The following is a 22,477-nucleotide window of genomic DNA, read 5'->3' as shown; positions in this document are numbered from 1 at the left end:
GAGGCTCCAGCCTTGGACGTCGGTGAACGACTGCAATCGATCCGCAAGCTCAAAGGGCTTTCCCAGCGTGAACTCGCCAAGCGCGCGGGCGTCACCAACAGCACCATTTCGATGATCGAAAAGAACAGCGTCAGTCCTTCGATCAGTTCGCTGAGGAAGGTTCTGGGCGGGATTCCCATGTCCATGGTCGAGTTCTTTTCCGAAGAGATCCTGCAGGAAAAACCGACCCAGATCGTCTACAAGGCCAACGAGCTGATCGACATTTCCGACGGCGCCGTGACCATGAAACTGGTCGGCCGCGCGCACCCGAGTCGGGCCATCGCGTTCCTCAATGAAATCTACCCGCCGGGCGCCGACACCGGCGAAGAAATGCTGACCCACGAAGGCGAGGAAACCGGGATTCTGGTGGAAGGGCGCCTGGAACTGGTGGTAGGCCTTGAAACTTTTATCCTCGAAGCCGGCGACAGCTACTACTTTGAAAGTACCAAGCCGCATCGTTTCCGTAACCCGTTCGATGCACCGGCGCGACTAATCAGCGCAGCCACGCCGGCGAATTTTTAAACCAAGAGGCGCCAGGCCATACGGCAAAGGCACCCGAAACGTTTTTCCACAGCGCGATATAACCCCTTCGACTTTGGGGTTGTTTCAGTGAAGCGGGCTAACCGCTATACTTGCGCCCGCCTGCGAACCGTGGCCGCAGGCGTGAATAGCCACCATTGAGGGTGAACGCGTGAACCTAATTATGAAAATGCTGGCTGCACCAGCAACCGTACTGGCCCTCTGGGCTGTCAGCGCTCAAGCTGCGACGAATGACGACATTGCCAAACGCCTTGAGCCGGTCGGCCAGGTGTGTGTTCAAGGGCAAGAGTGCAAGGGGATGGAAGTCGCTGCTTCGGCAGGCGGCGGTGGCGGCGCCAAGACGCCGGACGAAGTGATTGCCAAACATTGCAACGCTTGCCACGGCTCCGGTCTGCTGGGCGCCCCGAAAATCGGTGACGCCGCAGCCTGGAAAGAGCGCGCCGATCACCAGGGCGGCCTCGACGGCATCCTGGCCAAGGCCATCACCGGCATCAACTCGATGCCGCCAAAAGGCACCTGCGCCGACTGCTCCGATGAAGAGCTCAAGGGCGCGATCCAGAAGATGTCCGGCCTGAAATAAGCCGCGCTTCTGACGAAAAAAACCGTCTCCGGACGGTTTTTTTGTGCCCGCGATTCAGGCCTGAGGCTGTTCTTTGCAGCAAACAACCGGCAATCTCGGTCGTACCTCTATTCACGGAACGGGCAGGAGGCTTCAGATGGTGCAGTTGTGTTCGATCGAACAGGCGGTGGACGACGTGCTGGCGCGGTTGCCGGCGCACATCCACATGGGCCTGCCGCTGGGCCTGGGCAAACCCAATCCCTTCGTCAACGCGCTGTACCGGCGGATTGCCGGATTGCCCGAACGTCAGCTGACGATCTACACCGCCTTGTGCCTTGGCCGTCCGACCCTGGGCGATGGTTTGCAGAAGCGCTTCATCGAACCCTTCGTCGAGCGGGTGTTCGGCGATTACCCGGAGCTGGAATTCCTCGCCGACCTGCACCGCGACAGCCTGCCGTCCAACATCCGCATCGAGCAATTCTTCATGCAGCCCGGTAGCCTGCTCAACAGCGCGCCGGCCCAGCAGGATTACGTCAGCAGCAACTACAGCCACGCCGCCCGCGACATCAACGCCGCCGGGCTGAACCTGGTGGCGCAGTTGCTCGCCAGCAGCAGCGAACACCCGGATCGCCTGAGCCTCAGTTGCAACCCGGACATCACTCTCGACCTGTTCCCGATGATCGCCAAACGCCGGGCGGCGGGGGAGACCATTCTGCTGGTCGGCCAGGTGCACACCGAGTTGCCGTACATGCCGGGCGACGCCGAAGTCGACATCGATACCTTCGACCTGCTGATCGACGAGAAGGACAGCAGCACGCTGTTTTCCACGCCGAACATGCCTGTCGGCTTTCAGGATCATTTCATCGGTTTGCACGCCAGCACCTTGGTGCGCGATGGCGGTACTTTGCAGATCGGTATCGGCTCGATGGGCGATGCGCTGACCGCTGCGTTGCTGGCGCGTCAGGCCGACAACGCCGGATATCAGGACTTGCTGACCGATGTGAACCTCAGCCAGTGGGCGCAGTTGATCGAACGCGAGGGGGGCATCGAGCCCTTCGCCAAAGGCCTGTACGGTTGCAGCGAAATGTTCGTCAACGGCCTGCTGGTGCTGGCCGAAGCCGGGATCATCCGGCGCAAGGTTTACCCGGATGTACAGACTCAGGAGCAGGCCAACGCCGGGACCCTCGACGAGGCGGCGCAAACCGACGGCATCTCGATCCACGGCGGATTCTTCCTCGGGCCGCGCAGTTTCTATGAACGCTTGCGTGAGTTGCCGCTGAGCAAACGCCTCGAATTCAACATGACCCGCATCAGCTACATCAACGAGCTGTACGGGCAGGAAGAGCTCAAACGCCTGCAGCGTCTGGATGCGCGGTTCATCAACACCGTGTTCACCATGACCCTGCTGGGCGCCGGGGTGGCGGATCAGCTGGAAGACGGGCGGGTACTCAGCGGCGTCGGCGGGCAATACAACTTCGTCGCTCAGGGCCATGCGCTGCACGATGCGCGGTCGATTCTGCTGCTGCGCAGCTGGCGCGAATCCGGCGGTGACGTCAGTTCGAACATCGTCTGGGAGTACGGCCATTGCACGATTCCGCGGCACTTGCGCGACATCGTGGTCACCGAGTACGGCATCGCCGATCTGCGCGGCAAGTCAGATGCGGTGGTGATCGAAGCGCTGTTGAACATCAGCGACTCGCGCTTCCAGCAGGGCCTGATCGAACAGGCGCAGAAGGTCGGCAAGCTGCCAAAGGACTTTCGTCTCGATCCGCGCTTTACCGACAACACCCCACAACGCTTGCAGGCGATTGCCGCACGGCATCCGAACCTGTTTCCGGAGTATCCGCTGGGCTGCGATTTCACGGAGGTCGAAAAGGATCTGTTGCGGGCGCTGAACTGGCTCAAGAGCAAATTCAAGCTGACGGAGATTCTGGAGTTGGGCAAGGCCGCGCTGGATGCGCCTGAGGCTTCGCTGTATCCGGAGCATCTGGCGCGCATGCAGCTCACTGATCCGGAAGGTCTTAAGGAAGACCTGTTTCAGCGGTTGCTCCTCACTGGCCTCAAAGCTACCGCGCAATAATGTTCACCGTAAAACCAACTGTGGGAGCGGGCTTGCTCGCGAAGACGCCGTGTCAGTCGACCTATACGTTGACTGACACAACGCCTTCGCGAGCAAGCCCGCTCCCACAGGGATAATGCGATGAAGCCGGGTTACTCGATGAAAGTCACCACGCCATCCTTCAGCGACTTCACGCGAGCCAGCGACTCGACGCGGTAACCCTGCGAATCCAGCTCCGCACGGCCGCCCTGGAACGACTTCTCGATCACGATGCCCAGGCCTGCGACGGTGGCGCCGGCCTGTTTGATGATCGAGATCAGTGCCTGGGACGCCTTACCGTTGGCCAGGAAGTCGTCGATGATCAGCACACGGTCGCTGCTGGTCAGGTGGCGAGGGGAGATGGCCACGGTGCTTTCGGTCTTCTTGGTGAACGAGTAAACGGTCGCCGACAGCAGGTTTTCAGTCAGGGTCAGGGACTGTTGCTTGCGGGCGAAGATCACCGGCACGCCGAGGTTCAGACCGGTCATGATCGCCGGGGCGATGCCCGAGGCTTCGATGGTGACAATCTTGGTGATGCCCGAATCCTTGAACAGCGTGGCGAATTCGTCGCCGATCAGCTTCATCAGGGCCGGGTCGATCTGGTGGTTCAGGAAGGCGTCGACCTTCAGGACCTGGTCGGAAAGCACGATGCCTAGTTCGCGGATTTTCTGGTGCAATGCTTCCATGAAGCTGTCCTCATTTGGCGCTTTGTGCGCCGAAGGTCTAGTAAAAAAGTGGTCAATTCTAGCGCTTTAACATCGCGCGTATATCAGCCAGTGCGCTGTTGCCCCGCACGGCTTTGACTTCGGTCGGTGTGTCGTCGTTGCCTTCCCAGGCCAGGTCGTCCGGCGGCAGTTCATCGAGGAAGCGGCTTGGCGCGCAGTCGATGATCTCGCCGTACTGTTTGCGCTTGGCGGCGAAGGTAAACGCGAGGGTCTGGCGCGCGCGGGTAATGCCCACGTAGGCCAGGCGGCGTTCTTCTTCGATGGTGTCGGCTTCGATGCTGGAACGGTGCGGGAGGATTTCCTCTTCCATGCCCATGATGAACACGTAGGGGAATTCCAGGCCCTTGGACGCATGCAGGGTCATCATCTGTACGCCTTCGGCGCCGTCTTCCTCTTCCTGCTGACGTTCCAGCATGTCACGCAGGACGAGTTTGCCGATGGCGTCCTCGACGGTCATTTCGCCGTCTTCGTCTTTTTCCAGGGTGTTCTTCAAGGCTTCGATCAGGAACCAGACGTTGCTCATCCGGTAGTCCGCGGCCTTGTCGCTGGAACTGTTGGTGCGCAGCCAGTTCTCGTAGTCGATGTCCATGACCATGCTGCGCAGGGCGGAGATCGGGTCTTCGCCGGCGCACTGCTCGCGCACCTTGTCCATGAAACGCTTGAAGCGCGACAGGCGGTCGGTGAAGCGGCTGTCCAGATGTTCGCCCAGGCCGAGTTCGTCGGTGGCGGCGTACATCGAGATCTTGCGTTCGGTGGCGTAGTTGCCGAGCTTTTCCAAAGTCGTGGAGCCGATTTCCCGGCGCGGCACGTTGATCACCCGCAGGAAGGCGTTGTCGTCGTCCGGGTTCACGATCAGGCGGAAATAGGCCATCAGGTCTTTCACTTCCTGACGCCCGAAGAAGCTGTTGCCGCCGCTCAGACGGTACGGCACCTGATGGTGCTGCAGTTTCAGCTCGATCAGCTTGGCCTGGTAGTTGCCGCGATAGAGGATCGCGAAATCGCTGTACGGGCGGTCGGTGCGCAAGTGCAGGCTGAGGATTTCCATGGCCACGCGTTCGGCTTCGGCGTCCTCGTTGCGGCAGCGGATCACGCGGATCTCGTCGCCGTGGCCCATCTCACTCCACAGCTGCTTCTCGAATTCGTGCGGGTTGTTCGAGATCAGCACGTTGGCGCAGCGCAGGATGCGGCTGGTGGAGCGGTAGTTCTGCTCGAGCATCACCACTTTCAGGGACGGATAGTCGTCCTTGAGCAGCATCAGGTTTTCCGGCCGCGCGCCGCGCCAGGCGTAGATCGACTGGTCGTCGTCGCCCACCACGGTGAACTGGTTGCGTTTGCCGATGAGCATTTTCACCAGCAAATACTGGCTGGCGTTGGTGTCCTGATATTCGTCGACCAGCAGGTAACGCACCTTGTTCTGCCACTTTTCGAGGATGTCGGCGTGCTCTTCGAAGAGTTTCACCGGCAGCAGGATCAGGTCGTCGAAGTCCACCGCGTTGAACGCCTTGAGCGTGCGCTGGTAGTGGGTGTAGACGATGGCGGCGGTCTGTTCCTTGGGGTTGCGGGCGTTTTCCAGGGCCTGGGCCGGCAGGATCAGGTCGTTTTTCCAGGCGCCGATCATGTTCTTGATCTCGTCGACGCCGTCGTCGCCTGCATATTCCTTCTGCATGATGTCGGTCATCAGCGACTTGACGTCGGTTTCGTCGAAGATCGAGAAACCGGGTTTGTAGCCCAGCCGTTCGTGTTCCTTGCGGATGATGTTCAGGCCCAGGTTGTGGAAGGTGCAGACCGTCAGCCCGCGTCCTTCACCTGGACGCAGCAGGGTGCCGACCCGCTCTTTCATCTCGCGCGCGGCCTTGTTGGTGAAGGTCATGGCGACGATGTACTGGGCGCGGATGCCGCAGTTCTGGATCAGGTGCGCAATCTTGCGCGTGATCACGCTGGTCTTGCCGGAGCCAGCACCGGCGAGCACCAATAGAGGGCCGCCGACGTAGTTCACGGCTTCTTGCTGCCGGGGATTGAGTCGGGACATACGAAAATTCGGGAGTCGTTGACGAAATGGGCCGGCATTTTAACAGGCTCAGCGATTTGTGCTGCTCTCTCCGACTTGTGACGCAGCACGCGATTCAAATTTGCCGGTTTTGTTACTTTCACGCAGGATGCGCGGTGATTTTGCGGCTAATGTTCTCATTCGTGACACAAAATAACGTTTTGATAACCGTTGTCGTTTGGTCATTGGTTGCCGCAACGGCATAATGCCCGCCGCCCACATCATTGCAGAGTCTAGGGAGTCAGCTTGACTACGCCTGTCGAACCCTTGCGTTTGCTGCTACTGGCCGAAGAGCCAGCGTGGACAGCGTTATTGCGCGAGTGTCTGGCTCCGTTGGGGAGTGCGGCGGTGCTGATCAGCGCGCCGAGCTGGGAGTCGGTCAGCAGTCTGTTCGAAGACAACCGCCACGCGGTGTTGTTGACCGTTCCCGCGTTGCAGCCGGCGCCCGGCCGTTGCAGCCTGCCGACGGTGTTGCTGTTGGAACACGAGCCGGCGACCGCGCCCGATGGTGTCAGCGACTGGCTGGTGTTCGATGCCCTCGATCCCGGCATGCTTCGACGTTGCCTGCGGCATGTGCGCGAACGCGGCGTGCTGGAAAACACCCTGCAACGCCTGGCCGAGCAGGATCCGCTGACCGGCATCGCCAACCGTCAGGGCTTCCAGACCCTGCTGACGGCGCGCCTGGCCGAAAACGACGGCCGCGGCCTGGCCCTTGGGCACCTCGATCTCGACAACTTCCGTCACGCCAACGATGCCCTTGGCCACCAGGCCGGCGACCGCCTGATCCTGCAAGTCGTCGCACGGCTGAAAAGTCAGCTGGAAGTCGGCGATCAACTGGCGCGCCTGGGCAGCGATGAATTCGCCCTGCTGATCGACACCCGCCGCGCCCCGCAACGGGCGGAATGGATGGCCGAGCGCATTACCGAAGCCTTGGCCGAACCTTACTGGGTCGACGGCGAAAGCCTGTTGATCGGCTCCAGCCTGGGCATCGCCCATGCCCGCGCCCAGGGCGGCGCCGATCCGCTGATGTGGCACGCGCACATCGCCATGCAGCAGGCCAAGAGCACTCAGGGCTGCACCTTTCACATCTTCAACGAACGAATCAACCGCAACGCGCGAAGCATGGCCGACCTCGAAAGCGAGCTGCGCCGGGCCTTGCGTCGTGACGAGCTGGAGCTGCATTACCAGCCGCGCCTGAACCTGCAGGACGGCCAGATCGTCGGCCTCGAAGCGCTGGTGCGCTGGCGTCACAGTGAGCGCGGCCTGCTGCCGCCGAGTGAATTCGTGCCGCTGGCGGAGCAGAGCGGCCTGATCGTGCCGCTGGGTTACTGGGTGATATCCCGGGCCCTGCGCGACATGCAGGCGTTGCGCGAGCGCGGACTGCCGGCGCTGCACATGGCGATCAACCTGTCGTTCCGCCAGTTTCAGGACAGTCAGTTGCTGCCGACGCTCAGTCGTCTGATCGCCGAGCGCGGGGTCGAGGCGCAGTGGCTGGAATTCGAACTCACCGAAACCGCCGTGATGCGCCGCAGCGATCTGGTCAAGCAGACCATGGACGCCCTCGGTCGCCTCGGCGTGCGATTTTCGCTGGATGATTTCGGCACCGGGTTCTCGTCGTTCGTGCACCTCAACAGCCTGCCGATTACCTTGCTGAAGATCGACAAGAGCTTCGTCGGCGGCATGGAGCAGCGCGAAGAGAACCGCAAACTGGTGCACGCGATGATCAATCTCGCGCACAACCTGCACCTGGAAGTGGTGGCCGAAGGGGTGGAAACCCGGGAGCAACTGGATCTGTTGCGCGGGTTCGGCTGTGATCAGGTGCAGGGTTACCTGATCAGCAAGCCGCTGCCGTTGGCGGAACTGGTTGAATATCTGGTGGTTGACGCCAGCCAGCCGCCGCTGGGTATCGTGGTTTAGCCTCAAACCCCTGTGGGAGCGAGCTCGCTCCCACAGGGAGACTCATTCGGCCTGAGCGATTTTGAAGCCTTGAGATTGCGGCTCAAGCCGAATCATTCGCTTCATCTTCCATTCGAACGCCAGCGTCAAGCTCACCGCCGCACAGGCCAGCCCCAGCGCCAGACCCCACCAGACGCCGGTCGGCCCCCAGTGCAGATGAAACGCCATCAGCCACGCCGCCGGCGCGCCGATCAGCCAGTAGCAAACAAGCCCGACCAGGAATGTGGTCTTGGCATCCTTGAGGCCGCGGATGCAGCCCATGGCAATCGTCTGCGTGCCGTCGAACAGCTCGAACCACGCCGCCACGGCCAGCAGGCTCACGGCCAGACGAATCACTTCGGCAAACGCCGGGTCGTTATGGTCGAGGAACAAACCGACCAACTGATTCGGCAGCAACCAGAACACCATCGCAAACCCCAGCATTACCACCGCACCAAAGACGATGCCGACCCTTCCCGACATCCGCGCTTCGTTCAATTGCCCGGCGCCGTAATGCTGGCCGACGCGCATGGTGATCGCATACGACATCCCCGCAGGAACCATGAATGCCACCGAGACGATTTGCAGGGCGATCTGATGCGCCGCCAGTTGCGTGCTGCCCATGGTGCCCATGCACAGCGCCGCGAAGGCGAACAGCCCGACTTCCACCGCGTAGGTGCCGCCGATGGGCAGGCCCAGGCGCCAGAGTTCTTTCAGGTACTGCCGGTTCGGCCGCGACAGACCTTCGCGAAGCGGGTAGGCGTCATAGGCCGGATGCCGACGAATGTGCCAGGCCAGTGCCAGCGCCATGCAGTTGGCGACAATTGCCGTGACCAGGCCGATGCCTGTCAGCCCGAGTTTCGGCAGGCCGAACAGGCCGGTGATGAGCGCGTAGTTGAGCAGGAAGTTGGCCACCGTGCCGGCGAGGCTGATGACCATCACTGGCGTTGCCCGGCCGATGGCGCTGGTGAAACCGCGCAGGGCCATGAAGCTCAGGTAGCCGGGCAGGGCGAAGGGCAGGGCGATCAGGAACTGCCCGGCGGCGTTGACGTTGGTCTCGGTCTGGCCGAACAGCAGCAACACCGGTTTCAAGTTCCACAACAGCAGCCCGGCACCGAGCGCCATCAGCCACGCCAGCCACAGCCCGGCCTGGGTCAGGCGGGCGGCGCCGATGATGTCGCCGGCGCCCTGACGAATCGCTACCAGGGTGCCGACCGCGGCAATCACGCCGATGCAGAAAATCGACACGAACGAATAGCTCGCCGCGCCCAGACCGCCACCGGCCAGCGCTTCGGGGCTGAGGCGCGCCATCATCAGGGTGTCGGTCAGCACCATCAGCATGTGCGCCAACTGCGAGGCGATCAACGGCCCCGCCAGCCGCAGGATGGCCCAGAGTTCGGTACGCACAGGACGCTGCATGGCGTTCACATCCTTATAAAAGAGGGAGCAAGAGACCGTCGATTCTCAGGGTTTGGCGCAGGTTGCACAAAGGGATAAAAAGGATGGGTGGCATGATTAAAACTCATCCTTCCGCGATTCTGCTAAGTTGGCGCAATCCCGCCATAGGAGCGCTGTGCATGTCCCGTCGTCTTCCGCCCTTGTATGCCCTGCGCGCATTCGAAGCGGCGGCACGCCACAGCTCGTTCACCCGGGCCGCAGAGGAGTTGTCGATCACTCAGAGTGCGGTGAGCCGGCACATTCGCACGCTCGAAGAGCATTTCGCCTGCCGCTTGTTCCACCGCAGCGGACGCAACCTGCAACTGACCGAGTCGGCACGCCTACTGCTGCCGGGCATCCGTGATGGCTTTGCTGCGTTGGAACGGGCCTGCAATACCTTGCGCGCCGAAGATGACATCCTGCGCATGAAAGCCCCGTCGACCCTGACCATGCGCTGGTTGCTGGCGCGGCTCAGTCGTTTTAGGCATTTGCAGCCAGGCAACGAGGTGCAACTGACCAGCGCGTGGATGGACGTGGACTCGGTGGACTTCAACAACGAGCCCTTCGATTGCGCGGTGCTGCTGAGTGACGGACATTTCCCGCCGGACTGGGAAGCCAGCCTGCTGTTTCCAGAAGAGCTGATTCCGGTTGGCGCGCCGAACCTGCTCAACGATCAGCCGTGGGACGTGGCGCGGCTGGCCAGCGCCGAGCTGCTGCACCCGACGCCGGATCGCCGGGACTGGCGCAGTTGGCTGGAACACATGGGACTGTCGGAACAGGTGTCGCTCAAGGGCGGGCAGGTGTTCGACACCCTGGAGCTGGGCATGATCGCGGCAGCCAGGGGCTATGGGGTGTCCATGGGCGATCTACTGATGGTGGCCGAGGATGTCGCGCAAGGGCGCTTGAGCCTGCCCTGGCCGACGGCGGTCGCCAGCGGACTGAATTATTACCTGGTATGGCCAAAGACCCGCCCCGGAGGTGAACGTTTGCGCCGCCTCAGCGACTTCCTGCAAGGCGAAGTCCGCGCCATGGCGCTGCCGGCGGTCACGCGCTTGAGCTGAATCGTTCGAGCCTGCACAATGCCGGCCTTTCGCCATAACCCTGCTGTTCGCTCAAGTATTCGGTTTTACCGCCGAATACGTGCATGTGGAACCGTCGTGCCGGTCTCCACGATTCACCCCCATTAGAAAATTATCCGAGCTGCGATCAAGGAGGATCGGAAGTTCGGCCAGGAGCTGTCCATGTCTCAACCTCGCGCTCGGATCGCCTCGCAGCTGGGCCTCGCGCTCGCCGTGATACTGGCGATTGTCATCAGCGGCAGTACAGTCTTTGCTTTGCGTTCGCTGGATACCGCCAACCTCGCCACTCGTGAGGAGCACCTCGCCAGTGAAGCGCGTCTGCTCGCCGACCAATTGAGCACCTTCCACGGCACGCTGCGCGAAAGCACCCAGCGCCTGAGCGGGTTGTTCGAGAAGCGCTTCAGCGCCGGCCTGAGCATTCATCCGAGCGAGCCGGTGACCGTGGCCGGCACCCAGACGCCGGGCCTGCACCTGGGCAGCGAAGTGTTGAACAACAACTTCAAGGAAGTCGACGAGTTCAAGCAGATGACGGCCGGTGTCGCCACGCTGTTCGTGCGTAGCGGCGAAGACTTTGTGCGGGTCAGCACCTCCCTGACCAAACAGGATGGCACCCGCGCCATTGGCACCTTGCTCGACCACGCCCATCCAGCCTATGCGAAGTTGATGGCGGGGCAAGGGTACGTCGGCCGCGCCTTGCTGTTCGACCGTTCCTACATGACCCAATACACCCCGGTGCGTGACAGCAGCGGCAAGGTGATTGCGGTGTTGTTCGTCGGTTTCGATTACACCGACGCGCAGAACGCCCAGTTCGCCAATCTCAAGCGCTTCCGCATCGGCCAGACCGGTTCGCTGGCATTGCTGGACGAGAAAAACCAATGGCTGGTGGCCCCGGCGGGCGTGCAGGCGCTGGATCAAGCGATTCCGGTAATCAACGATCTGGCGAAAGCGCCGGGTAAAGGCCGGTTCTGGAGCGACAAGTCCGAAGATTTCTACAGCATCGCCGTGCCGTTCGAGGGTGGGCCGTGGTCGGTAGTGGCGAGCATGCCGAAGGCGGAGATTCGCGCGGTGACCTGGAGCGTTGGCACTCAGCTGGCCATCGGCAGTCTGCTGGCGATGCTGCTGGCGGTCGGCTCTGTGGTCTGGTTGCTGCGCAGCAAGCTGACGCCACTGGGCGATCTGGTGCGTCAGGCCGAAGCCTTGGGCGCGGGTGATCTGAGCGTGCGCCTGAGTGTGTCGAGCAACGACGAGATTGGTCAGTTGGCCCGCGCCTTCAACCAGATGAGCCAGGCGCTGTCGACCATGGTCGAGCATATCCGCCGCGCCTCCGAAGAGGTCAACCGTCGGGCTCAGGCGCTGTCCGGTCTGTCCGGCGGCGCCTATGAAGGCATGGAGCAACAGTCCGGCGAGATCACCAGCATGGCCGGCGCGGTAGAGGAGTTTTCCGCCACGTCGCTGAACATTGCCGACAACATGGGCAACACTCAACGTCTGGCTCAGGAAAACGCGCAGCAGACCCAGATCGGTCGCACGTCGATGGAGGAAGCGTCTTCCTCGCTGGAGCAGATTGCCGGCGCACTGAACACCACCGCGACCGTGATCAACACGCTCGGTCAGCGTTCCCAGGAAATCGGCGGCATCGTCAGCGTGATCACCTCGATTGCCGAACAGACCAACCTGCTGGCACTCAACGCTGCAATCGAAGCCGCCCGTGCCGGTGAACAAGGTCGCGGCTTTGCCGTGGTGGCCGACGAGGTACGCAGCCTGGCCTCGCGTACCCGTCAGGCGACGGATGAAATTTCCAGCATGATTCACAGCATTCAGCAGGAAACCGGCAACGCCATCAGCACCATGGAGCAGGGCAACCTGCTGATGCAGGAAGGCCTGTCGCGCAACGCCAACGTCGCTTCGGCGCTGGCGCGCATTGACGAGCAAAGTCGCTCGGCGGGTGAGCAGTTTGCCGCGATCACCACCGCGACTCAGGAGCAGAGCAGCACCGCGACTTTGCTCAGCAGCAACTTGCAGAGCATCGCGATGGCCAACAGCGAGCAGCGCGAAGTGGTGTCGAACCTGGCCATCACTGCCAAGGAACTAGAAGGCCTGGCAGCCGACCTGCGCCAAGAGGTCGACCGCTTCCGTTGAGGCGTCTCTGAAATAGTGATCGCGAGCAGGCTCACTCCCACAGGATCTATGTTGGACGTGTGGGAGCGAGCCTGCTCGCGATTGGGGCCACCCCAAACTCAGCACTTACTGAGTCGCCGGCCGGTACTGCAACGCTTCGGCCAGATGTTCGCGACTGATATCCGCGCGCTTTTCCAGATCCGCCAACGTCCGCGCGACCTTGAGCAGCCGGTGCGCCGAGCGCAGCGACAAGGTCAATCTTTCGCACGCGGTCTCCAGCCAGGTTTCATCGGCTGTGGATAACTTGCAGTGCTTCTTCAGCCCCGGCAAATCGAGAAACGCATTGGCACAGCCCTGGCGTTTTTGCTGACGCTCGCGGGCCTCGGCGACCAATGTGGCCGCGCTGGCGCTGTCTTCTCCCGGTTTCACGGCAGGGTTCAACGCTGTCGCCTCCCGCGCTACTGTCAGGTGCAAGTCGATCCGGTCCAGCAACGGCCCCGACAGTTTGTTGCGATAGCGCTGCACCATGTCCGGTGTGCATGAGCATTTGCCGCTCGGTTCGCCGAGATATCCACAGGGGCAGGGATTCATCGCCGCGACCAGTTGGAATCTCGCGGGAAACCGCACCCGTTCCTTGGCCCTTGCGATCACGATGCAGCCGGATTCCAGCGGTTCGCGCAGCACCTCCAGCACCTTGCGATCAAACTCGGGCAGCTCATCGAGAAACAGCACGCCATGGTGGGCGAGGGTGATTTCGCCGGGCTGAGGTTTTGAACTGCCACCGACCAATGCCGGCCCGGAAGCCGAGTGATGCGGTTGGCGGAACGGTCGTTGCGGCCAGTGAGTCAGCGGCGCGCCACTGGCGACGGATTGAATCGCCGCCACTTCCAGCGCTTCACTCTCGGCCAGCGGTGGCAGCAACCCGGGTAATCGACTGGCCAGCAATGTCTTGCCCGTCCCCGGAGGCCCGCTGAACAGCAGGTTGTGCGCGCCGGCAGCGGCAATCAGCAGCGCCCGTTTGGCCGCCAGTTGGCCCTGGACTTCATTCAGGTCGGGATAAGGTTTGGCAGCATGGATCAGCCCGTCCGAGACATAAGGCTCGACTGGCGTATGCCCGTTGAAATGCGCCACGGCCTCCAGCAGATGATCCACCGCAATTACCCTCAGTCCCGACGCCAGACAAGCCTCCTCGGCATTCGCCCGTGGCACCACCAGCGTCCGCCCGGCCTTGCGCGCTGCCAGTGCCGCCGGCAACACCCCGCGCACCGCCCGCACGGCGCCGGACAACGCCAGTTCGCCAAGGCACTCCACGTCATCCAGCGTCAAGGTCGGCACCTGCACACTCGCCGACAGAATCCCCAGCGCAATCGCCAGATCGAACCGCCCGCCATCCTTGGGCAGATCCGCCGGTGCCAGATTCAGAGTGATCCGCCGCGCCGGAAACTGCAGCCCGGAATTGATGATCGCACTGCGCACCCGGTCCTTGCTCTCCTTCACCGCCGCTTCGGGCAAGCCGACCATGGTCAGCGAGGGCAAACCGTTGGCCAGGTGAACTTCGACGGTGACGGCGGGAGCATCCACGCCAATCTGGGCGCGGCTATGGACGATGGCGAGGGACATGGTCGTTCCTTGAGTTGTACTGGGGCCGCTTCCTGCGGTTTTTGAAGGGTAGTTGCGAGGATGGGATTTCGCGTGGCGGCAGTGAAAGCAAACTTTCGCAGGATGTTTCTGATACCACCGCCCACCTCCGCCACCTTTAGGAACGAGCCTGCTCGCAAAAAACTTGAGGGCGCCGCTGGATTTACTTCGGTGAATTTAAATAAATCTGTCCCGTTATTTGCACAGGCAGTAAAAGAACAGCCATTTCTAGCACAAATACTAAAGCTATTAAAACGACATAGAAGTCCGGTCTAGAAATGTCATGAGTTGCTTTTATCGCTCGCCAGCAAGACGCCTATAATGCTCCCGCCTTATAGAATTTCAAATCGGTGGATAAATTCAGCTCGATAGAGCGGGTATTGAGTCAGTTTTTGCGTCAGATTCAGCTTGGTGGCATTAATGATTTATAGTGATCCACGACTTTTTTAACTGACTCTTTTTCAAAATATCCTAAGCTAGAGGGATGCTTTAGAATTTTCCACTTTGTCACGGCGCTGCACGCGCAAAGGAGATATGTGACCTTTGTAGGCAGAAGCATGCTGAACAAATTTAGATATTTTTCTTTTGCTTCAGGAGGACATGAGTCTTCTATAAGTTTGAAAACCACGCAAAAGCTCGCAACTAGGGAGTAAATCGAATCATGCTGGCTTTGATCGAACTCATTGAAGCCTTCATATATCTTTAATTTTTTATCACTTAGCTCTTTTATGTATTCTTGTATATACCCAATAGCTGCCGGACCGAGAAGATCTTTGTCAGTTGTTTCTATTTTAAAGGTTTTGTATTCGTTAAGTGCAATGCTAGTGAATGTAAAAAATGAGCTTTCGAATGCCTTTATTGAATCTTCATGCCTTTGCTGTTGCGAGTCGGCTCTTGCCTGTATGTACTGGGTTATGAGGAGATAGATTGTAATGAAGTTAAGAAGGGGATTGATGACACCCCCAGTAAAATCTCCAAATGTTCCCCAATCTCCTTGACTGGACGAAAAGTCACCATGGAAATTTCTGAAATAAAAGGCCCATACAATACCCAGAAGGATTACTGCTAGGTAAAGCGGACTATACTTCATGAACGGCCTGAAGGATCAAGTGCTTGGTCCGGCCATCTCTTGCCATAACTCGTCGAACCTCAACTTTTACCTGTGTGAATCGGTCCTCGGCCAAATCTTTGAGACTATTGGCTAATAAACTTTTTGCTTTCCTTGTTAGCCCAGCCTTCAGTGGCGAAAAGCTTATGGAGTCAGATTGCTCATCTTCAATAAATCTTCCTGTACCCGTTCGCGCATTGAATCGACTCACCCCCATCAGCAATTCCTCTGCTCTATCATTAACTTCTGAGCCTGATAAATAATCTAAGGTCCTTTCGTTAAAGCTGAGGAACGGAGTTCTGCTTTTGAACAAGGTAACTTGATAACCTTGACCACTGACAGGGTGATGAATACGAGTTAATGGCCTGCTCAAACGTTCCAATAATGTTTCCGAGTCGTTCATATAGGACCGAAACCATCTTTTGGCAACGTCGCTTTCAATTTTCGGATTAAGGCCTAGCGGGCTGGCTAGGTGAAAGGTCATGAGTTCCATAAAGCCTGCGGGGCGCAAATATTCTACAACCCGAATCGCATCAGCATCAGTAAACTCAAGTATGAATTTTTGGATATACGAACCCTCATGGGATTCTTTAAAGTCTAGGCTAAAACCTTTTGTTGAAGGGGTTTGAGTCAATATTTCGTTATTTACGATGGCATGAGTTGTCAACGCAACTGCTTCGGCCATGCCTCCAAAAGAGTCGGCGCCATAGTACATATTCAGGCCGTGAAATTTTGACGCCCCATCGTGGTAGCGGATCACGAACGTGATTTTCATATGTGAGAGCGCCTTGGGCTGGTCGATGAGGCGCCGCGTTTATGAAAGTCCATTGAATAGTTCCTTGCTCGATCCATAGAGGCTATATGCCATTCTTTCTAACACACGTATGGATGAAGAAGATAGCTTGTCTTTGGTCTATGCGTTGTCTATCCGCCCCAAATGGATTGATTGCTAAGACAGCTGTCGCGAAAGGGATAAGCCAGACGTTAGCTCAATGGATGTGACGATACTGTGCTTTCTGAGAGGGAAAGCACCCCTGGAGCAGGCGGAACCTAGATCCAATCTGAAGGGTTCGCTCCGGAATATCCGTCCTATTCGATGCCCCATAAATGAAGAAATAGCGTTCCTACATTCTGACTTGAAGGGCAAATTTTCTCCCCTGCGCCCATGCGGAATTTCCTCTGTCTCGGGCGAGCTAGGGCCGACACATCATGGCCCTAGCTGCTTTTTTCCCTCATTGAAATAGCTTCATTATTTGTCCCATCAGGCGCACGATTTCGATGGCTAGAATTATTAGCAGTTTTGCCCCTTCCATTATTTCTTCTCCTTTTCCACTGCAACATCGATGAGGTCGCTATCAGCACCAATTTCAATTGCCCGCTGTACGAGGAGCTGGTAGGAGGCCAGGGGGATCTTGTCCTTTAGTTTTTTGAGGATTAGATAAGGGTTGTAAATCAGCACGAAATTGTAAGGCCCGTAGGCCCCCTCGCGCGCTTCGATGAACCCTAGATCTAGCAGAACCCTCATGTGCGCACGCCATGTTGTGACGTTCCGCTCGCCTGTGTAGCCAGCCTCGACGGCGTACACGGCCTCATTCTCGATTGTCAGCATATTTTCATCCCATACACGGCACCAAAGGCCGAAATACGTTTTTCCTGCTGGAACGGATTTGCCGGTAATCCTCTTCGACAGATCGTCAATGATGTTCGTGATAAGCGATAGGGTTCGAGGAATTGTCGAATAACCGTCGTTAACGTTCCGATCCCAGAGCAGCTTGGTATCAAGTTCCGGCCAAAGCTCTGCGCGCATTTTGAGTGCGTTCAAATGAGCTTTGCTTTTGCGTTTTTTCTTCTGAGCATCATTGAGCTTTGCCGCCGCAGCGATGCTTTCTAAAAAATTAGGGACTGTTGGAATTGCTGGCGCTACCGGCGCTACCGGTGCTACTGGTGCTACTGGTGCTACCGGGGCTGCGATAGGAGCTATTGCGGGGGCAACGGGGGGGATTTGGTCAGTCATGGAGTAAGTCACCTCAAAATTCGTAATTAGTCTTGGAACCAAGCTCAGCCGACAACGGTTGGTTGCGGCCTGGAACAAGAATCCGATAAAACTCTTTATTTATCAAAGAGTTAGAATTTTCCAGCCAGACTTAGTAATAGCCATATCAGTCGAACCCAGTATTCGCTTGAATTTCATAAACGGCAACTCAAATTTGAGTTGCAAATATGCGCACAGGCAATTCTATATCTATCAATTAGTTACGGCTGGCGTGGTGCTCGCTGTGCTGAGAGTGCTCGCCGTGCTGACGGTGCTCGCTGTGATCGCGGGGTCTGGGGTTTTTAGGGGGGGGGAAAGCGGGTAAATATTTTGCAGATGCTTGTTCATGTTCGCATGAGTGATTTTGTCAAAAAGTGAAGTCATCTGCTTTGGAAGCGGTCCTGAGGCGGAACATATTTGATTACTCAAAAAAACATGAAAATATTTTATTAAATCGCTAGCTAAGCGCCGCTTCGGGCAGGCCGACCATGGTCAGCGAGGGCAGGCCGTTGGCCAGGTGGACTTCGACGGTGACGGCGGGAGCATCCACGCCAATCTGGGCGCGGCTATGGACGATGGCGAGGGACATGGTCGTTCCTTGAGTTGAATCGAGGGGCCGCTTCCTGCGGGTTTTTGAAGGGTAGTTGAGCGGGGTTCTAGCGTTTGAGTAGAGGTTTGCAAGACGTATCAGAAAGCGGTTGTGCGGGCCGATGCATTCATCTTCTGCCTGCTAACAGACCACTTGGCTCAAGCTCAGGTCCGCACGTAACGGCAACTTCAATAAACCTCCGTTGATTGGCTGACAAATTTCCAGCCAGTCGGAGTGCTTCGAGGTGTAGTTCAACAACCTGAAGTAGTTTTGTCTTTCTCTTTTTATCCTTCACAGAGACCTCCTTCCTGATGGGTGTCGCTAATGTAATGACAGGCGTAAAGACAACTTAAATAGGCGCGGACGCTAATTTTTGTAGGGGCGTGCCCTAATAGTTGTAGGACGCCAGCGAAAGCGACTCGACGGTCTTGTATCGCAAAGTCGGATGCTCCAGTTTGGCCGCTCAATGCAGCCTCTGGAGGCGAAAAATGAACCGCAATGGTATGCGCCCGATTCATCCGGGTGAGGTTCTGAATAAGGAATTCATGGAGCCATTGGGCATGACGGTCATGGACTTGGCCATGCCCACGAACTGGCTTGAAACCGAGATCGAAAAGCTTGTGAAATGCCAGCTCAGGATCTGCGCCGATTTGGCAATCAGGCTTGCCATTCACCTCAACACCACGCCTGAGTTCTGGATGAATCTTCAGTCGACTTACGATTTGCGAAAAGCTGAAGTTTAGAGAGGAGCTTCCGTCCGTGATCAAGTGGAGTGGCTGGCGCATTGCGCTTGATCTGAATTCAAGGTCGTACGGCGGGGAGCTGAACAGTTGCTATGACTACTCCTCAGAAAACCGATTGTTGCAGCTATCTCGAGGCGAAAAAAAACCGCCTTGAGGAGACGGTTTTCAGTTGCAGGCTTCGGTGAGGCCAAGGCCTGCGCATCCTTAGTGGACACACTCGCGTATCCCGAGGTTATGCATGTTTGATCGCTGGCACAAGCATCAACGAAATTCCGCCAACCAGTTGCGGGCTGGGATGAGGACTCACTCAGCCGGCGGCGTCAGCTTCGCTTCCATCTCCGCCACCTTCGCCTCAAGGCTCTCGAGCCGGGCGCGAGTGCGCGCCAGCACCACCATCTGACTGTCAAACTCTTCACGGCTCACCAGGTCGAGTTTGCTGAAGGCACTTTGCAGCAGCATCTTGAACTGGCTTTCGATTTCGGCTTTTGGCAAGGGCGTGTCGCCGCTGAACAGGCGGGAGGCGGTGCCGCTCAGGGCGTCGAGGAAGTCTTTGGGCGCGAGCATGGGATATGTCCTGGAAACAATGGCCGGCAGTGTATCACGCAGTGTCTATAGTCATTGGCGCAGGCACGGATGCACGCTTTTCGCGCAACGGGATGCACGGCCACGCACCGTTGTTGTGCGTATCCGGAGTGCCATTTGGGTGATGGCATCTGTGGCAGCGGCCAAGGGATTGAAATCAGTGGTTTTTGGCGAGATGGCAAGCTTTCTGCTTAGTCACCTTCGACCCATGCACTGATGCAGTCGCTGTGACGAATGCAGTGCGGCAGACGGAGCGGGGAGTTTCGTCTGGAGCGGTTAGCTGGCGTCGACAACGAAGCGTTACAAAGCCAGGCACTGCGCTTAGACTTGAGTCGGGTTTGTTTTCCTGGGGCAAGTCCACCAATTCGGGAGAGAGTTTCATGAAGCTAGTCACTGCCATCATCAAGCCGTTCAAGTTGGACGACGTGCGCGAGTCGCTGTCCGAAATCGGCGTGCAGGGCATTACCGTTACTGAAGTCAAAGGCTTCGGTCGGCAGAAGGGTCACACCGAGCTGTATCGCGGCGCGGAGTATGTGGTCGATTTTCTGCCCAAGGTGAAAATCGACGTTGCCATCGACGACAAGGATCTGGATCGGGTTATCGAGGCGATAACCAAGGCTGCCAACACCGGCAAGATCGGTGACGGCAAGATCTTCGTGGTCAATCTGGAACAGGCGATCCGCATCCGTACCGGCGAAACCGATACCGACGCGATCTAAACGCCGCCACAAACCCAACGCCCCAGGAGAAAACAATATGACTCTGCGTAAATTCGCAGGGCTAGGAGCCCTGTTGTCTATCGTAATGCCCGGCCTGGCCATGGCGGCAGACGAAGTGGCAGCCCCAGTCCTGAATTCCGGCGACACTGCCTGGATGCTTACTTCCACAGCCCTCGTGCTGTTCATGACCATTCCCGGCCTCGCGCTGTTCTACGGCGGCATGGTGCGGTCGAAAAACATTCTTTCCGTGATGATGCAGTGCTTCGCCATTACCGGTCTGATCAGCGTCCTGTGGGTCATTTATGGCTACAGCATCGCGTTCGACACCACCGGCATGGAGCAGGGCGTCGTCAACTTCAACTCGTTCGTGGGCGGTTTCGGCAAGGCGTTCCTGGCCGGTGTCACACCAGCGAGCCTGACCGGCCCGGCAGCGCTGTTCCCCGAGGCGGTCTTCATCACCTTCCAGATGACCTTCGCGATCATCACTCCGGCGCTGATCGTCGGTGCGTTTGCCGAGCGGATGAAGTTCTCCGCGATGCTGATCTTCATGGGCATCTGGTTCACCCTGGTTTATGCACCGATCGCGCACATGGTCTGGTCCGGCAACGGCGGCCTGATGTGGGACTGGGGCGTGCTCGACTTCGCCGGCGGCACCGTGGTGCACATCAACGCCGGTGTGGCCGGTCTGATCGCCTGCCTGGTACTGGGTAAACGCAAAGGTTTCCCGACCACTCCGATGGCGCCACACAATCTGGGTTACACCCTGATGGGCGCGGCGATGCTGTGGGTCGGCTGGTTCGGCTTCAACGCCGGTTCCGCTGCGGCCGCCAACGGCACCGCCGGCATGGCGATGCTGGTCACTCAGATCGCTACCGCTGCTGCTGCATTGGGCTGGATGTTCGCCGAGTGGATCACCCACGGCAAACCAAGCGCACTGGGTATCGCATCCGGCGTCGTTGCAGGTCTGGTCGCGATCACTCCGGCCGCTGGCACTGTGGGCCCGATGGGCGCCCTGGTGATCGGTCTGGCAGCAGGCGTGGTGTGCTTCTTCTGCGCCACCACCCTGAAACGCAAACTCGGTTATGACGACTCCCTGGACGCCTTCGGCGTGCACGGTATCGGCGGTATCCTCGGCGCGATCCTGACCGGTGTGTTCGCTGCACCGTCGCTGGGTGGCTTCGGCACCGTCACCGACATCGCCGCACAAGTCTGGATTCAGTGCAAAGGCGTCGGCTTCACCGTGATCTACACCGCCATCGTCACTTTCATCATCCTCAAGGTGCTGGATGCCGTGATGGGTCTGCGTGTGACCGAGGAAGAAGAATCGGTCGGCCTGGATCTGGCACAACACAACGAGCGCGGCTACAACCTGTAAGCACGCGCCGCAAAAAACTTGCCCGGCTTGCCGGGCATTTTTTTATCTGGAATTTGTCTTCCCTGATACAGCTGAAAGGATTTTTCGTACTGCTTTGGTCGTGTTTACGACGAGTGTTTTTCTGCGGCCAAAGGCTTACATCATTGAAGGAATATTAGGGCCTTTGTTTTTTTCCAGAGCGCGCTAGAATGCGCCCCGAACGTGCGGAGAACTGTATGTGGCAACAGACTCTGATAACCCTGCGGGCACGGCCCCGGGGCTTTCATCTGGTGACGGACGAGTTGCTCGCCGGTCTGCCTGAACTCAAGGCATGCCGGGTCGGTCTGTTGCATTTGTGGCTGCAGCATACCTCGGCGTCGTTGACCATCAACGAGAACGCCGATCCGGCGGTACGTCGCGACTTCGAACGATTTTTCAATCGTCTGATCCCACAAGGAACAGACGGCTATGAGCATAACGACGAAGGCCTGGACGACCTCCCGGCGCACTTCAAGGCCAGCGTGCTGGGCTGTCAGATCAGTTTGCCGATAACGGCGGGCCGACTGGCACTGGGCACCTGGCAAGGCGTTTACCTGGGCGAGCACCGTGATCATGGCGGTGCCCGTAAAGTCCTCGCCACCTTGCACGGTGAAGGGGCATAAACCGTTGGTCACCAATGGTTACCGATTTTTTTCCGGCGACTTTCGACAGTCGCCAAAGCTGGTCTATAACTAATCTGCTTTTCGCAAGTCATGAGGTAGAACATGAGCGACGATGATCTGGAAAACGACGACCTCGAAGTAGGCGACGAAGACGAGGCCGAAGACGGTCTGGAAGCAGCAGCGGAAGACGTTGCTGAAGACGATGGCGGTGACGATACGCCGGCCCCGGCTGCCAAAGGCAAGGCCAAGGCTGCGGTATCGGTCGACGAGTTGCCGAGCATCGAAGCCAAGAACAAGGAGCGCGATGCCCTGGCCAAGGCCATGGAAGAGTTCCTTGCGCGCGGTGGCAAGGTTCAGGAAGTGGAGGCCAACGTGGTCGCCGATCCGCCCAAGAAGCCAGACAACAAGTACGGCAGCCGCCCTATCTGAGGCGTGTCGCTTGCTTGCTGAAAAAGCCCGCCGTCGCTGCGGGC

General features: G+C 58.5%; 19 protein-coding genes and 1 pseudogene. 11 read left to right on the top strand and 9 right to left on the bottom strand.

The genetic code is table 11. The annotated features are described in order from the left end of the window. The first annotated feature begins 12 nt into the window (after positions 1–12). The 3 genes from CAG25_RS01340 (at position 13) to CAG25_RS01330 (ending at position 3,218) form a co-directional block, all read left to right on the top strand. Positions 13–561: a cupin domain-containing protein gene (locus tag CAG25_RS01340; protein WP_003229444.1), complete on the top strand. Its 549-nt coding sequence runs from the start codon at positions 13–15 to the stop codon at positions 559–561. 181 nt (positions 562–742) lie between these two features. Beyond that, entirely contained in the window at positions 743–1,159 is a 417-nt protein-coding gene (locus CAG25_RS01335) for a cytochrome c5 family protein (protein WP_064600380.1), read from the top strand. A 136-nt stretch (positions 1,160–1,295) separates the two neighbouring features. Beyond that, complete coding sequence (locus CAG25_RS01330) at positions 1,296–3,218, top strand: acetyl-CoA hydrolase/transferase C-terminal domain-containing protein (protein WP_085612070.1); 1,923 nt, start codon at positions 1,296–1,298, stop codon at positions 3,216–3,218. 131 nt (positions 3,219–3,349) lie between these two features. On the opposite strand, the gene CAG25_RS01325 is transcribed toward CAG25_RS01330, so the two are convergent. Beyond that, a complete protein-coding gene (locus tag CAG25_RS01325) occupies positions 3,350–3,922 on the bottom strand; it encodes a xanthine phosphoribosyltransferase (protein ID WP_007954497.1) in 573 nt (190 codons plus the stop codon). A 58-nt stretch (positions 3,923–3,980) separates the two neighbouring features. Next, positions 3,981–5,990: a DNA helicase Rep gene (gene rep / locus CAG25_RS01320; protein ID WP_039765244.1), complete on the bottom strand. Its 2,010-nt coding sequence runs from the start codon at positions 5,988–5,990 to the stop codon at positions 3,981–3,983. 264 nt (positions 5,991–6,254) lie between these two features. On the opposite strand from rep, the gene CAG25_RS01315 reads away from it, so the two are divergent. Further along, positions 6,255–7,925: a bifunctional diguanylate cyclase/phosphodiesterase gene (locus CAG25_RS01315; protein WP_064600376.1), complete on the top strand. Its 1,671-nt coding sequence runs from the start codon at positions 6,255–6,257 to the stop codon at positions 7,923–7,925. A 42-nt stretch (positions 7,926–7,967) separates the two neighbouring features. On the opposite strand, the gene CAG25_RS01310 is transcribed toward CAG25_RS01315, so the two are convergent. Beyond that, a complete protein-coding gene (locus tag CAG25_RS01310; RefSeq protein ID WP_085612069.1) occupies positions 7,968–9,362 on the bottom strand; it encodes a NorM family multidrug efflux MATE transporter in 1,395 nt (464 codons plus the stop codon). A gap of 158 nt (positions 9,363–9,520) precedes the next feature. Here CAG25_RS01310 and CAG25_RS01305 point away from each other — a divergent pair, with 158 nt between their 5' ends. Both CAG25_RS01305 and CAG25_RS01300 read left to right on the top strand, forming a co-directional pair. Continuing rightward, entirely contained in the window at positions 9,521–10,441 is a 921-nt protein-coding gene (locus tag CAG25_RS01305) for a LysR substrate-binding domain-containing protein (RefSeq protein WP_085612068.1), read from the top strand. 180 nt (positions 10,442–10,621) lie between these two features. Beyond that, complete coding sequence (locus CAG25_RS01300; RefSeq protein WP_085612067.1) at positions 10,622–12,598, top strand: methyl-accepting chemotaxis protein; 1,977 nt, start codon at positions 10,622–10,624, stop codon at positions 12,596–12,598. Between the two features lie 105 nt (positions 12,599–12,703). Here the strand turns inward: CAG25_RS01300 and CAG25_RS01295 are convergent, their stop codons facing one another. From CAG25_RS01295 to CAG25_RS01275, 5 genes and pseudogenes are all read right to left on the bottom strand, one after another. Continuing rightward, a complete protein-coding gene (locus tag CAG25_RS01295) occupies positions 12,704–14,197 on the bottom strand; it encodes a YifB family Mg chelatase-like AAA ATPase (RefSeq protein ID WP_085612066.1) in 1,494 nt (497 codons plus the stop codon). A 421-nt stretch (positions 14,198–14,618) separates the two neighbouring features. Continuing rightward, entirely contained in the window at positions 14,619–15,305 is a 687-nt protein-coding gene (locus CAG25_RS01290) for a hypothetical protein (RefSeq protein WP_085612065.1), read from the bottom strand. Continuing rightward, positions 15,295–16,098: a hypothetical protein gene (locus tag CAG25_RS01285; protein ID WP_085612064.1), complete on the bottom strand. Its 804-nt coding sequence runs from the start codon at positions 16,096–16,098 to the stop codon at positions 15,295–15,297. The genes CAG25_RS01290 and CAG25_RS01285 overlap by 11 nt, the downstream gene beginning before the upstream one ends. 537 nt (positions 16,099–16,635) lie before the next feature. Further along, entirely contained in the window at positions 16,636–17,337 is a 702-nt protein-coding gene (locus CAG25_RS01280) for a hypothetical protein (RefSeq protein ID WP_158090092.1), read from the bottom strand. Positions 17,338–17,818: 481 nt separating this feature from the next. Next, positions 17,819–17,944: pseudogene (locus CAG25_RS01275) on the bottom strand (magnesium chelatase); the annotation flags it as partial. A 488-nt stretch (positions 17,945–18,432) separates the two neighbouring features. Here CAG25_RS01275 and CAG25_RS01270 point away from each other — a divergent pair. Beyond that, positions 18,433–18,687, top strand: coding sequence for a HigA family addiction module antitoxin (locus CAG25_RS01270; protein WP_085612062.1), 255 nt, complete (start codon positions 18,433–18,435; stop codon positions 18,685–18,687). A gap of 303 nt (positions 18,688–18,990) precedes the next feature. On the opposite strand, the gene CAG25_RS01265 is transcribed toward CAG25_RS01270, so the two are convergent. Continuing rightward, positions 18,991–19,251, bottom strand: a complete 261-nt coding sequence (locus CAG25_RS01265) for an accessory factor UbiK family protein (protein ID WP_007920416.1) — start codon at positions 19,249–19,251, stop codon at positions 18,991–18,993. Positions 19,252–19,649: 398 nt separating this feature from the next. Here CAG25_RS01265 and glnK point away from each other — a divergent pair, with 398 nt between their 5' ends. The 4 genes from glnK to sutA all read left to right on the top strand — a co-directional run bounded on the left by glnK (position 19,650) and on the right by sutA (position 22,433). Continuing rightward, positions 19,650–19,988: a P-II family nitrogen regulator gene (glnK, locus tag CAG25_RS01260; protein WP_002555808.1), complete on the top strand. Its 339-nt coding sequence runs from the start codon at positions 19,650–19,652 to the stop codon at positions 19,986–19,988. 37 nt (positions 19,989–20,025) lie between these two features. Beyond that, complete coding sequence (locus CAG25_RS01255; protein ID WP_007951904.1) at positions 20,026–21,363, top strand: ammonium transporter; 1,338 nt, start codon at positions 20,026–20,028, stop codon at positions 21,361–21,363. A gap of 215 nt (positions 21,364–21,578) precedes the next feature. Continuing rightward, positions 21,579–22,004 carry a secondary thiamine-phosphate synthase enzyme YjbQ gene (locus CAG25_RS01250; RefSeq protein WP_085612061.1) on the top strand — a complete coding sequence of 142 codons (426 nt, stop codon included), beginning with the start codon at positions 21,579–21,581 and terminating at the stop codon, positions 22,002–22,004. A 102-nt stretch (positions 22,005–22,106) separates the two neighbouring features. Beyond that, a complete protein-coding gene (gene sutA, locus CAG25_RS01245) occupies positions 22,107–22,433 on the top strand; it encodes a transcriptional regulator SutA (RefSeq protein WP_007951900.1) in 327 nt (108 codons plus the stop codon). The last annotated feature ends 44 nt before the right edge of the window (positions 22,434–22,477 follow it).

Origin of the sequence: Pseudomonas sp. B16(2017), assembly GCF_002113205.1 — a bacterium.
GTDB lineage: Bacteria > Pseudomonadota > Gammaproteobacteria > Pseudomonadales > Pseudomonadaceae > Aquipseudomonas > Aquipseudomonas pharyngis.
Note: the sequence above shows the minus strand (reverse complement) of the source record. Positions and strands in the feature narration are given on the sequence as shown.

Bases quoted from the DNA above. Each gene is read 5' to 3' on its own strand.
- CAG25_RS01335 (WP_064600380.1), top strand. From the start codon at position 743: ATGAAAATGCTGGCTGCACCAGCAACCGTACTGGCCCTCTGGGCTGTC.
- CAG25_RS01330 (WP_085612070.1), top strand. From the start codon at position 1,296: ATGGTGCAGTTGTGTTCGATCGAACAGGCGGTGGACGACGTGCTGGCG.
- CAG25_RS01325 (WP_007954497.1), bottom strand. From the start codon at position 3,922: ATGGAAGCATTGCACCAGAAAATCCGCGAACTAGGCATCGTGCTTTCC.
- rep (WP_039765244.1), bottom strand. From the start codon at position 5,990: ATGTCCCGACTCAATCCCCGGCAGCAAGAAGCCGTGAACTACGTCGGC.
- CAG25_RS01310 (WP_085612069.1), bottom strand. From the start codon at position 9,362: ATGCAGCGTCCTGTGCGTACCGAACTCTGGGCCATCCTGCGGCTGGCG.
- CAG25_RS01305 (WP_085612068.1), top strand. From the start codon at position 9,521: ATGTCCCGTCGTCTTCCGCCCTTGTATGCCCTGCGCGCATTCGAAGCG.
- CAG25_RS01300 (WP_085612067.1), top strand. From the start codon at position 10,622: ATGTCTCAACCTCGCGCTCGGATCGCCTCGCAGCTGGGCCTCGCGCTC.
- CAG25_RS01295 (WP_085612066.1), bottom strand. From the start codon at position 14,197: ATGTCCCTCGCCATCGTCCATAGCCGCGCCCAGATTGGCGTGGATGCT.
- CAG25_RS01290 (WP_085612065.1), bottom strand. From the start codon at position 15,305: ATGAAGTATAGTCCGCTTTACCTAGCAGTAATCCTTCTGGGTATTGTA.
- CAG25_RS01285 (WP_085612064.1), bottom strand. From the start codon at position 16,098: ATGAAAATCACGTTCGTGATCCGCTACCACGATGGGGCGTCAAAATTT.
- CAG25_RS01280 (WP_158090092.1), bottom strand. From the start codon at position 17,337: ATGACTGACCAAATCCCCCCCGTTGCCCCCGCAATAGCTCCTATCGCA.
- CAG25_RS01270 (WP_085612062.1), top strand. From the start codon at position 18,433: ATGAACCGCAATGGTATGCGCCCGATTCATCCGGGTGAGGTTCTGAAT.
- CAG25_RS01265 (WP_007920416.1), bottom strand. From the start codon at position 19,251: ATGCTCGCGCCCAAAGACTTCCTCGACGCCCTGAGCGGCACCGCCTCC.
- glnK (WP_002555808.1), top strand. From the start codon at position 19,650: ATGAAGCTAGTCACTGCCATCATCAAGCCGTTCAAGTTGGACGACGTG.
- CAG25_RS01255 (WP_007951904.1), top strand. From the start codon at position 20,026: ATGACTCTGCGTAAATTCGCAGGGCTAGGAGCCCTGTTGTCTATCGTA.
- CAG25_RS01250 (WP_085612061.1), top strand. From the start codon at position 21,579: ATGTGGCAACAGACTCTGATAACCCTGCGGGCACGGCCCCGGGGCTTT.
- sutA (WP_007951900.1), top strand. From the start codon at position 22,107: ATGAGCGACGATGATCTGGAAAACGACGACCTCGAAGTAGGCGACGAA.